The sequence below is a fragment of the Saccharobesus litoralis genome (assembly GCF_003063625.1).
Classification (GTDB): Bacteria; Pseudomonadota; Gammaproteobacteria; order Enterobacterales; family Alteromonadaceae; genus Saccharobesus; species Saccharobesus litoralis.
In genome coordinates, this window is the sequence record NZ_CP026604.1 from 2,244,956 (window position 1) to 2,257,024 (window position 12,069).

The following is a 12,069-nucleotide window of genomic DNA, read 5'->3' on the forward strand; positions in this document are numbered from 1 at the left end:
CTTTTTTCTTTTAGTTTGTTTAGGTTTTTATAGCCAATACTGTTTTTGCCAATCACCATAGCTGACAACAACTTGGTAAGATTTTTCGGCTTTAACAGGGATTTGTAACTCTTGGTTACCAAAGCTGAATTTACCGTTTTTGACTTCAGCTCCTGAATTATCAAAAACTTGATAATTCATATCAGCGTAGGGGGCGTAAACCTCGTACTTACCTTTCTTTTTATACACATAGGTAAAAAACTCGCTTAGGTGTTCTTTGGTAAATGGACTACCTGCTGCTGCGTTATTTCGCTGTGCTAAATCTTGCATCATCGCCGGTGCGGCATCATAGAATCGCTTAACATTGTCGCGCTCTTGGTCAATGCTTAAGCTGCCATCGTTAGGATAGGTTTGGGTATTGACCGGGTATAAGTTAGTTAGCAACCAATGGGTCGCTGCATCGCTTTGATCTGGCTTGCCGTAATAGAACTTACCTCGTAAAAATAGCTGACCTAGGCGACTGTTTTCAAATTGTTCCATTTGCTCAAAGTTAACTGAACCGTTAACCAAGCCTTTTTGCCCAGCCGAGCCCACTTCGATAAATTTAACGTTAGGCTCTTTTAATGCGATTTGATGCATATAGTCGCAGGCAGGGTAATCATCCCAACAGTTTGCCACTTTAAACGGTTGCTCAACGCTACCTTGTGAAAGCTGAGATTTAGTCCAGTGTGAAATGACTGTGATATTGCTTAATGTCTTGTGATCGCCAGTATCTAACAAATGCTTAATGGCAATCGCAGGCTCTGTGATTGGCCCCCAAGATAACACTGCTACAGGGTTGTTTTTAGCGAAATTGATTAATTGTTTTACCGTATTAAATTCGGATAAATCTGAGTAGTCACGCTTAGGGTTAAACTGATGTGGATTGGTTTTTTGGGTTAAACTTGACCATTGAAAATTAATTTCGGATTGTGCATTTGGGAACTGTTGTTGTAAGCGTTTAATATCTGAACGATAAGCATTAACAAAAGTCTGCTCGACAAAAGGCATGGGATTTTGCAGGTTTATACGATTAGTTGAACCGACAACTACTGAAACGATGTTAAATCGATCTGCGTTAAGTAAAAATGATGCCAGCGATACTATGTCATCGGGATCGGTTTGTGGGTGACCACCGCTACGTCTATCGCGAGGGTCGGATAAATCGCTATATACCCAGACGTTGGGTTTATCGCTAGTCATTTGTGATGGCTTATTTACGTTGCTACAGCTAGCTAGCGTTAAACAAGCACATAAAGACAAAAGGATGCGAATAGACATAGGCATCTCCTAAAATTTTTATTGTAGGTCGACCCTCGCTTAAAGCGCCTACTTTTGGTGGGTCGACAAAGGTTGAGAACATAAAGCAATGTTGCAGCTGAAAACCAAGTCGTTAGCAGCTTCACTGCCGTCGTTGAAATAAATTATCTACACGGATGTAGGGGAATTTTTGTAGGTTCGACGCTCGCGTCGTATTTTTGCCTTTGACGAAGCAGCAGCTTCGACCTACAAGGAATTCAACTGTTCTCCGTTTTCAAAAACACTTGCTATCTTTTGAGTTCGTGTCTTTGTCGGTATAAAACCGACCCTACAAAGAAATTAAATTAACTCTAAAAATAAAAAGCCGAGCGGGTTTGGCTCGGCTTAGATTCGTGATTATTGGTTGTTATGCTTACGCTTGCCTGTTGGTGGTACCCAAGCTTCAGATGAACCTGGAATACGTGAGAAGCGATATAAGCCCGCGCCATGTGGTGGTAGTTCAACCGAGAATTTAACTTCAGCTTCACCTATTTGTTTCTGTGCCCAAAGGTCACGAACTTTGTAAGCACCGCGCATATCTTCCATTTCAAACTTAAAGCCGACTTCTTTGGCTTTCGAGCCTAAGTTGAATAGTGCAATAAACTTGTCACCGTTTGCTGGGTCTTCAGCATACCAAGCCGCATAATAGGCGTCTTTATCACCTTTCTTATCTGTTTCTTGGTCAACACGGATAATTTGACGGTTGTTAGTACTGTTTTGGTTTACGTAAAGCACTTCGTCATTTTTGAAGAAGGTTTTAATTTCTTCCATCGGAGTTGTGGTTAGCTCGGCACCTATCATTAACGGTGAACGTGCCATGCTAAATAAGGTCATCAAGCTATATTTTTCGTCGGTAGTGAATTTAGACATACGCTCTTTACCATGCGGTCTATCATCAAGCGATAAACGACCAAATGGGATCATGTCAGCGTCTGGCCAAGTACCACCACCAATAAACGGCGACCATTTATCTAATAACTGGAAGCTACGACTTAAATCTTCCCAGCGATCCCAGAAATCGGCAGAAACACGCCACATGTTGGCATTTTTTTCTAAGTGATTAGCATGAGCAATTGGTGCTTCACCACAAGATAAACTTAACACCATAGGACGCCCTGAGTTATCTATCGCTTTACGCATCATTTCGATTTCGCCAGCGAAATAGCTGTGGAAAGGTGCACCACATGAACCCATCATGTCGTCAGCTTTAATATAATCTACGCCCCATTCAGCGTATTGCTCGAACATAGCATTGTAAAACTCTTGCGCGCCTTCGTTACGTTGATCAATACCGAACATATTGTTTAACCAACCGGCGTGATCATTAAATTTACCAATGTCACGTGCGGTTTTATCTGTACCTTTGATTGGCGTATCTAAATACCAAGCTTGGCGGTGCATACCACGCATAATATGAATACCAAATTTCATACCTTTGCTATGCACGTAATCAGCTAATGGCTTAAAGCCTTTACCACCAGCAGATGACGGGAAGCGTTCAGGAGCGGGTTGTAAACGACCATATTCATCAAGTGTTACCGCTTCAGGGTATTTCATTGACCCATCTTCATTTAAACGAATGTTCGGGTGACCAACACGGCGAACATAGCTGTCTTTAGTATTGTACGCACCCGGTTCAGGGTTCCACCATATATAGTCGATAACGGCATATTCCCAACCATGCTCAAGTAAATTCTCTGCCATAAAATCTACTGTTTTACGGTAGTCTTCTTCAGTTACGCGACTATCCCAAGCATCAAAACTGTTCCAACCTAACGGTGGCTTTTCTGCCACTTTAGTTAACAAGCTAGTTGTGTTGTCTTGTGCAGCAGGCGAACTAACTTGGCTCGATGTTTCTGAGCTTGTCATATTGCAGCCAGTAAGCACTGCCAATGAAAGCGCCGAAACTGCCGAAATGGTGGTTAATAAATTCATAAAGTCCCCGTTCGGTTTTATATACGTGTGTGAAGTATATATCGTGTTGCTAATTTGTGAATGTTATATAATAATACAAATAAGTTTGGTGTTTATCAAATTATTTTAGTTAAGAAGTGCAAACAATTGGTTAACAAGTCTGTAGGTCGAGGCTTGCCTCGACAATGCGACGTGCACGTCGAATAACACAGGCGTTCAGTTGGTTGCAAATTCAACCACCGCCAAATTGGGTTGAATAGGTAGAACAATAAAACCTGCTGTTTGTAAGCATGATGCTTGATAAGCGTGTTTTGCGGTGGGTAGTTTTGTGTATTTGAGTATTTCCGGTTAATGCGACGTACACGACGCGCTAGCAAGGTGTTGTAGGTTCGACGTGTACGTCGAATAACACAAGCGTTCAGTTGGATGCAAATTCAACCACCGCCAAATTGGGTTGAATAGGTAGAACAATAAAACCTGCTATTTGTAAGCATGATGCTTGATAAGCGTGTTTTGCGGTGGGTAGTTTTGTGTATTTGAGTATTTCCGGTTAATGCGACCTAAAAGAGTGCTTCATAAATAAGTTCACACTGAGCTTGTCGAAGTGTTTTTAATTGAAAAAGTAACAAGACTTCGACTGCTTCGCGCTCAGTCTGAAGGGCATTGTTAACCTAAACAATAACGAGGCTATGTTGTGATAAAGCGAATTTTTATAAGGCAAAAAGCCAAACAACTTACATTCAGGTTTAAGGCACTGCTGGCTATAACCTTGAGCCTTTTTGCCTTTGTCGGGATACCGCAAGTTTTAGCTAAACCAGTAAATAAGCCCAATATCATTATCTATGTAACTGATGACCAAGGGTTAGAAACCTTGGGCATTTATGGTGGTAAAGATGTTCCGACACCACATTTAGATAGCTTTGCTAAGCAAGGCGTTTACTTTACTCATGCGTTTGCCTCAGCCTCTAGTTGTGCTGTTAGTCGTGCCAATATACTTTCCGGTCAGCATGGTCATGTAAACGGTATGTATGGCCACGCGCATGGCAAGCATCATTTTTCTAGTTTTGATAATACCTTGTCGTTGCCGAATCGTTTGACGCAAGAAGGTTACCGCACTGCACGAGTGGGTAAATATCATCTCGCCCCAGCTGAGGTATATCAGTTTGATCAGGTACTATCGGGCAAAACTAAATCGGGTTTTGCCTCTGGGCGCAGCTTAGTTGAAATGGCTGATGAGGTCATGAGCTTTGTTAAAGCTGAAGGGGAAGCAGGTAAACAGCAGCCTTTCTTTTTATATATAGCGCCAAACGATCCGCATCGTGCAGCTCCACATCAATTTGATAAAGCCAATAGCTTTGGTAATCGTAAAGGCGGTTATCCCGGTGTAAAGCCATTTAGGCAAAAGCCAAGTGAAGTCGGTATTCCTAACTACTTGCCTGATTTACCGCAAATTCGTGACGAAATGGTTGAGTTTAATGAATCGATCTCGCGTATTGATCAAGGCTTTGGTCGTTTAATTCAAAATTTGAAACAGGCAGGCGTGTTTGAGAACACCATAATCTTGTTTTTATCTGACAATGGCACGCCGATGCCAAATGCCAAAACGACGCTTTACGACACCGGCATTCGTTTACCTTTATTAATGCACGTACCTGGCATTCAGCGCCAAGGCAAAATAGATGATGCCTTGGTGTCTTGGGTCGATTTAACGCCCACTTTATTGGATTTAGCGGGGGTAAAATATAAAGCCGACAGCTTTAATGGCCGCAGTTTTAAAACCGTTTTGAATGGTAAAAATACGGACGATTTTTCAGAAGTATACGCCTCACATAATTTTCATGAAATCACCATGTATTATCCAATGCGCGCAGTGCGTGATAAACGTTACAAGCTCATTTGGAATATTGCCCATCGCTTGGAATATCCAACGGGTTGGAATGTTTGGGATTCCAGTACTAATTATGCGATCCGTGAATCAGGTGTCACTCACCTAGGTCAGCGTTTAGTACAAGACTATAAATTCCGCGCCGAATACGAACTCTATGATCTGATTAATGACCCATTAGAGGTCAACAACCTAGCTTATCGAGCAAAGCATCAAACCACACTTAATAAATATAAAAATAAAATCAAACAATTTGTCACCCAAACGCAGGATCCGTGGGCGATCAAATTAATTCATGAATAACGTCTGAGGTTTTAAATGAAAGCAAGCACACGCTTTTCACGTTTTATTCAGAGTTACAATATACGACAAGGTTCTCGCTTAGGTGCTTTGGTTTCTTGTCTGTTAGTGAGTCTGAATAGTTGGGCCGATAATCGCCCCAATATCATATTAATGGTTGCCGATGATCATGGCCGTGAGGCTTTTGGTGCATATGGTAATGATAAAATACGTACACCGCATTTAGATCAATTAGCTAAAGAGGGGATTAAATTTGACCATGCCTACGCAACCAGCGCGAGCTGTAGTGCCAGTCGTTCGGTTATTTTAAGCGGTCAACATAATCATGCCAATGGTCAGTATGGCCACAACCATTCTTATCATCACTTTAATACCTTTAATACGGTAAAAAGCTTGCCGGTGCGTTTGAGTGAAGCTGGCTACCGTACTGCACAAGTCGGCAAATATCATATTGGCCCACGCGCGGTGTATAAGTTTGAGCAGTATTTAAAAGTTAAAGATCAATCTAAAGATGGTTCGCGAAATAGTGTCGGCATGGCGACAGCGGCTAAACCACTAATCAATGCCAAGTCGAAAAAGCCATTCTTTTTGTATTTAGCGACTAACGATCCCCATAGAGACCACAGTACCAATAGCACCGGCGACAATACCTTTGGTAATGCCCCCGACGACAAAGGCTTAGGTGTTAAACGCCTCGACTATGATCCAAAAGAAGTCATAGTGCCGCATTATTTGCCTGATACACCGGAAACGCGCCGCGAATTAGCCGAGTATTATCAGTCGGTATCACGGGTAGATGACACTATGGGCGAGTTAGTATCGCTGCTTAAACAAGCTGATATGTATGACAATACGGTAATTTTTTATTTGTCAGATAATGGCACGGCGATGCCGGGTGCCAAAACCACACTTTATGATCCGGGCGCAAGATTGCCATTAGTGATTAAACCCGCGGGGGCAAACGATAAACATGCCGGCACAACAACCCAAGCTATGGTGAGTTGGCCAGATCTAACGCCAACCATATTAAGTTTGGCTCAAGTTAACTATCAAGCTGAAGACTTTCACGGTAAGTCATTTACCGACGTGTTAGCAGATCCGCAAAAAACGCATGGTTTTGATCAAGTGTACGGCTCACACACCTTTCATGAGATCACTATGTACTATCCAATGCGTTCGATTCGAACCCGAGATTACAAGTTAATTTGGAATATTGCTTCTGGTTTGCAATACCCGTTTGCTTCCGATCTACAAGTGTCTAGCACTTGGCAAAGCACCATGGCCCGCAACTTAACTCACTTTGGTGCGCGTACTGTCGAAGCGTACTTACATCGACCAAAGTTCGAGCTTTACGATATGCGTCCTAAAGTCGAGCAGGGTGTTGAAGCAACCAACTTAGCCGACGATGCCGATTATCAAAAAATTAAATTTGAGCTTATTCAAAAGCTGCAAGCCTTTCAAAAATCAACCAAAGATCCTTGGGTCTACAAGTGGGATTACGAATGAGGTTAATACATATGTTGAATAAATTATTTACTAGGTCGTTAGCGTTAAGCGTAACGGCTTTGTCCTTGGTTGGTTGCCAACTAATTGCTAAAGACGAAACAGTAACGGCGAACAATACCAAGCCAGATAAACCGCTTAATGTATTAATGATCGCGATTGATGATCTTAATAATTGGGGCGGTGCTTGGGGAGGCCCGGCCATCACTCCAAACTTAGATCAACTTGCCGCGCAAAGCTCTTTTTTCCGTAATGCCTATTCAGCGGTTCCGGCATGTAACCCTTCGCGTGTTGCCGTGATGACAGGGCAACGCTCGGAAACGACAGGTGCTTATCTAAACGAAACCAATTTTAGAACCCTACCAGGTGGTCAAGATAAAGTGACCATGCCGCAGTATTTCCGTAAATTGGGTTATGAAGCGACCGCCGCCGGTAAAATCTTTCATCATCCGCGAGGTCAAAAAGCCAAACCGGCAGTGATGTCAGATGATATTTCTTGGGATTATCAAGAGGCTGGACCAACAGGAACTGGCGGTTATCAAGACTATGTCAACGAACAAGGTTGGGCCAAATGGCATGGCGGTATAGCAGAGTACGAAGGTTTGCCTATTATTCCTTATATCCGTAAGCATGGAATATGGGGGCCAATTCAACAAACCGATGAACAAACCGGTGATTATCATACTGCCAAATACTGTGCTGACTACTTGGAAAAAACACACGATAAGCCGTTCTTTTTGGCCTGTGGTATTTTTCGCCCGCATTCACCGCAATTAGCACCGCAAAAGTACTTTGATATGTATCCACTTGAGGATATTAAGCTACCAGACGTACCAGCCGATGATATGCAGGATATCCCAAATATCGCGCAACATAACTGGTCAAGCGGCTTTGCTAAATTAGTGATGAGCAGGCCAGAGGAGTGGAAGCGTGCAGTGCAAGGCTATTTAGCAAGTACAACATTCGCAGATGCCATGATAGGCCATATTCTTGAGGCGTTTAATAACAGCCAATATGCTGATAACACAGTATTGGTGTTATGGAGCGATCATGGTTTCCAGCTTGGTCATAAAAACCGTTGGGAAAAGTTTACCTTTTGGAAGCAAGGAGCAGGGGCGCCATTTATTATCAAGGCACCTGGTGTAAAGCCGGCTATTATCGATAATCCCGTGTCATTAATCGATATCTACCCAACACTAATCGAACTCATGCAAACACCGAGCAAAGATGATTTAGACGGGGTTAGCCTAGCACCATTGATGCAGCAACCCAAACAAGCTTGGCCTCATCCAGCCATCATCACTTATCAGCAAGGCAACAACGCCATATTGCTCGATAAATGGAATTACATTCAATACCGCGATGGTAGCCAAGAGCTATACAACCAACATCAAGATCCAGAGGAATATCATAATTTAGCTGCAGATCCGCAATATAAATCCGTGATCGACAAGCTAAAAACTTTTATTCCTGAAGTGGTCATTCCGCAAAAGGAATATCGACCGGGTGGGTAATAGTTAGCTTTTTAGCGGGTTTTACACCTGTTTTTGTAGGGCGGGTTTTACACCCGCTAACACAGCACCAACAAAATACTTTTCGCCAAGGTTAAGCAATAATCTTTGGTAATTCTAATATTCTTCTATACTCATTATTAACGTCAAATTGCTCATTGTCAGGCTAAATAATGAGCGGTTAGCGTGAAGGTACATTGCTGATTTGTGGATTGCTCTTCTTAGTGGAGAAGAATAGATGAATATCAAAACTTCGGTCCTACTTTCACTGTTTTCGCTGTGCATAGGGCTGTTGTGGTCTCCATGGGTAGTGAGCCAACCCAAAGTTGAACTAAATTTGTGGCACAGTCAGGGTTATACCCAAGCATTTTGGCAATCCTTGGTGGATGAATTTACTGAAAAGCAGCCAGATATTCAGATCCAAGTGTCTGTTATTCCGTGGAAAACGCTGAATCCGTCATTAACGCAAAGTGTGATGGCCGGTGATGCACCTGAAATGGTTATGTTTCAGTCAGACAACCTTGGCATAAAAGACATATTCAAGCTTTCAGCTGTGCCCAACAATTGGCTGGCTAACAGTTTATTGCCCGAGATGGAATTTTTTATTAAAAGACAGGGCAAGGCTTATGGAATTCCTCTTACGCATGGTAATCACCTTGTTTTGTATTACAACAAACAAATTATCAAACAGCCGGCTATGGATTGGCAGCAATTAACGCAACAAGCAAAAACGTTAGCTAAACAATATCAGTTTATGGCGTTTGACTACTATTCCGCCTATGGTTTTGTCAGTTTTTTAAACGCGTTTTATTCTGATTTTGCGGTAAACAATAACTTAAATCTAAATTCCCCCCACACAATTGCAGCCTTAGAATTTTTTAAAGAAAGTACACAAAATGGCGTGTTTGATCCTGAATGTGGTTTTATTTGCGCGCGTGAATCGTTTTTAACCGGTAAATATGCGTATGCCATCAATGGGGATTGGGAATATGCGCGCATGTCAGCCGAGCTGGGTGATGATTTAGGCGTTGCATTGTTACCAACCGTTGCAGGCAAGCGGATTGTCTCTATGAAATCTGCGCTATTACTTGTGTTTCCTAATCAATCCATTGCATCGTCTAAACAGCAAGCCCTGTTCAAATTTAGCCAGTTTTTGCAGTCAAAAACGGTGGCTGATCGTGTCTATCATAAAACGCAATCCATGCCGACCCATTCAGCTGCCATGCAAGATTTAATTAAGCAAGGGGGACAAAACTTTCAATGGTTTATTGAGCAATTAAGGCAAAGTAAAGCTATGCCTTCTTCTACTGAAATGGCTTCGGTTTGGGACAGCATAGAAAAAGGATTAGAGTTGTATATAACTGGAGAGTTGAGTGCTGAGCAGGCCGCTAAATACATGCAGCGTCGGGCGTTACGTGAAAAACAAAAAATAAAATCAAGGAACGACAGTGAATAATCCGAGCTTACCCAGTTTTCGCGGCGCATTAATTTTGGCAATGTTTTTATTGTCAGTGTTACCTGTGGTAATTATCAGCTTTTATTTAGTAGATGAATTTAGTCAAATTCAAGCGCAAGAACGCATGGCTAAGCTTAATGCGCAAACCACTAATATGACGCAATTGACTAGCTTTAAATTGTCGTCCTTGCACACTAAGTTTCAACAAGCTGCGCGAGACAATTTGACCAGTTTAGCTGCCCATACTGGCGCATTTGGCAATAAAGCGGGCGAAAAATTAGCATTGATTTTAGCTGAACAAGACATGATGAGCGCGATTTTGTTAGTTGATAAAGCCAATTGGACGGTCACCGCTACGCCTTTGTATGCTGAGTTATTGTCTACTGAAAAGCTTCATGGACATTACCAACAGATATACCAACAAGGATACCAAGCACAAGCGACTACTTTGATTATGCACGCGCCGTCTTTAGTGGCTGATTTAAGAAAAAAGAGCCGCAAGCCGAGTGTTTATCAAAGCGAATATTTGCTGGTATTTATGGCGCCATTATTTTTAAGTGATTTAGCTAAAGCCGACCAGTACGCTAAGCTGACAGGAATTTTGGTTGGAATGCTACCTATTGAAAACTTATTAAAAGACGTATTAACCGCGGACAACGACGCCAAGTTAGTCGCGTTAAATTTACAACAACAAAAGTTATTAAGCCAAGTGAGCAAACCAGCCAGTGATGCATTAACAGTCACGGCGCAGATCAGTATTCCCGATTATCCGCATCATTTGAATTTACACTTTGATTATGAGCGAACTCATGCGTTTAAACCTGTTCGCGAATTGACCGAGCGATTTTTGTGGTTGACCAGTCTATTTCTCATTTTACTTATGTTAGTAGCATGGTTTATTACTCAGGTATTTTTACGGCCACTCAAAGTGTTACACCATATAGTGCAAGCGTATTTTTCTGGTGATTATAAACCGCAATCGCCAGGTGTTTATTTTACCGAAGTCGAGCAAATTATTACCTTGCTAGCCACTATGGCGGAAAAAATAGAAATAGAGCATGAAAACCTTGAACGGCGAGTAAAAGAACGCACGCAAGAGCTGAGTGCCGCTAACGATGAATTGTCTGAAGCCATGAAACAACTAACCTTGGCGCAACAGCATTTAATTGAAACCGAAAAAGTGTCTTTGTTAGGAAAATTGGTCGCAGGGGTCGCTCATGAAATAAACACACCTTTAGGTATTTGTTTAACGGCGGGCACGTCATTGCACAGTGATTTAGTGGCATTAGAAAATGCCTACGCCAATGACAAAATGACGCGCAAGTTATTGGAAATATACTTTACTAAAGTGGATGAGGGCTTTGCCATTATCCTCAACAATATTAAACGAGCTTCATTATTGATCCAGCATTTCAAAGAGATTGCGGTTGATTCTACTAGTGAGCAATTACGCACTTTTAATCTTAGAGATTATATTGATGAAGTCCTGCATAGCTTGCATCCAGAAACTAAGCGTTATCAACTAAGCATAGAAATCAATGGTGCTCAGGATCTCACCTTAACTAGTTACCCAGGGGCTTACGCACAGATTATTTCAAATATGGTGATTAACTCATTGCGTCATGGCTTAACCATAGAAGAACCCGCAACCATTCGTTTTGACTACCATTGCAAAGGAGATGTGCTGCATTTTGTTTATCAAGATTCAGGTAAAGGAGTTAATAAAGATGATTTGCACAAGATTTTTGAGCCCTTTTATACCACTCTCAGAAATGAAGGCGGCTCTGGGTTAGGGTTGAATATTATTTTTAATTTAGTCACCCAAAAACTACAAGGAAAAGTCGAAGCGAAAAGCGATCTAGGGCAGGGGCTAACATTTGTGTTTGAATTACCGCTAACGCTTAAAGAGTGAAACGATTCTTTATCCAACTTGCAAAGGGTATTTATTATTTTTTCAGAAAGAAATAATCAGTTGAATCCCTTGTAGAAAGCTCGAAACTGCTGATTCGTTAAAGGCTTTAATTACACCGCACAGAATTTTGTTCCCGACAAGTCCTAAGTGCCTGCATCCATGCCGGCAGGAACCTAGTGGCTTTTGCTTAAACCAGACTATGTTTATCCAACAAAAGTCGCTGGTTCTTCGCATGCGCGAGAATGACGAGGGTATTTTCCTAAGCCTGGGT

The 12,069-nt window shown here is 42.0% G+C and carries 7 protein-coding genes; 5 read left to right on the forward strand and 2 right to left on the reverse strand.

The genetic code is table 11. The features are described 5' to 3' along the window. Positions 1–27: 27 nt before the first annotated feature. The gene (locus C2869_RS07725; protein ID WP_159084094.1) at positions 28–1,299 is read right to left on the reverse strand and encodes a nucleoside hydrolase-like domain-containing protein; all 1,272 of its coding nucleotides are present in this window, start codon (positions 1,297–1,299) and stop codon (positions 28–30) included. Positions 1,300–1,674: 375 nt separating this feature from the next. Next, on the reverse strand, positions 1,675–3,252 hold the full coding sequence (locus C2869_RS07730; RefSeq protein WP_199915638.1) for an alpha-galactosidase: 1,578 nt from the start codon (positions 3,250–3,252) through the stop codon (positions 1,675–1,677). A gap of 748 nt (positions 3,253–4,000) precedes the next feature. On the opposite strand from C2869_RS07730, the gene C2869_RS07735 reads away from it, so the two are divergent. The 5 genes from C2869_RS07735 (at position 4,001) to C2869_RS07755 (ending at position 11,798) form a co-directional block, all read left to right on the forward strand. Further along, entirely contained in the window at positions 4,001–5,419 is a 1,419-nt protein-coding gene (locus C2869_RS07735) for a sulfatase family protein (protein WP_159084095.1), read from the forward strand. Positions 5,420–5,434: 15 nt separating this feature from the next. Then, a complete protein-coding gene (locus C2869_RS07740) occupies positions 5,435–6,922 on the forward strand; it encodes a sulfatase family protein (RefSeq protein WP_108601006.1) in 1,488 nt (495 codons plus the stop codon). Positions 6,923–6,933: 11 nt separating this feature from the next. Next, positions 6,934–8,433: a sulfatase gene (locus C2869_RS07745; RefSeq protein WP_159083948.1), complete on the forward strand. Its 1,500-nt coding sequence runs from the start codon at positions 6,934–6,936 to the stop codon at positions 8,431–8,433. Positions 8,434–8,740: 307 nt separating this feature from the next. Beyond that, positions 8,741–9,886: a sugar ABC transporter substrate-binding protein gene (locus tag C2869_RS07750; protein WP_159083949.1), complete on the forward strand. Its 1,146-nt coding sequence runs from the start codon at positions 8,741–8,743 to the stop codon at positions 9,884–9,886. Continuing rightward, a complete protein-coding gene (locus C2869_RS07755; RefSeq protein ID WP_108601009.1) occupies positions 9,879–11,798 on the forward strand; it encodes a sensor histidine kinase in 1,920 nt (639 codons plus the stop codon). Before C2869_RS07750 ends, C2869_RS07755 begins: the two co-directional genes overlap by 8 nt. Positions 11,799–12,069 lie beyond the last annotated feature (271 nt).

Excerpts from the sequence above, each read along its gene's own strand:
- C2869_RS07725 (WP_159084094.1), bottom strand. The coding sequence starts at position 1,299 with ATGTCTATTCGCATCCTTTTGTCTTTATGTGCTTGTTTAACGCTAGCT.
- C2869_RS07740 (WP_108601006.1), top strand. The coding sequence starts at position 5,435 with ATGAAAGCAAGCACACGCTTTTCACGTTTTATTCAGAGTTACAATATA.
- C2869_RS07730 (WP_199915638.1), bottom strand. The coding sequence starts at position 3,252 with ATGAATTTATTAACCACCATTTCGGCAGTTTCGGCGCTTTCATTGGCA.
- C2869_RS07745 (WP_159083948.1), top strand. The coding sequence starts at position 6,934 with ATGTTGAATAAATTATTTACTAGGTCGTTAGCGTTAAGCGTAACGGCT.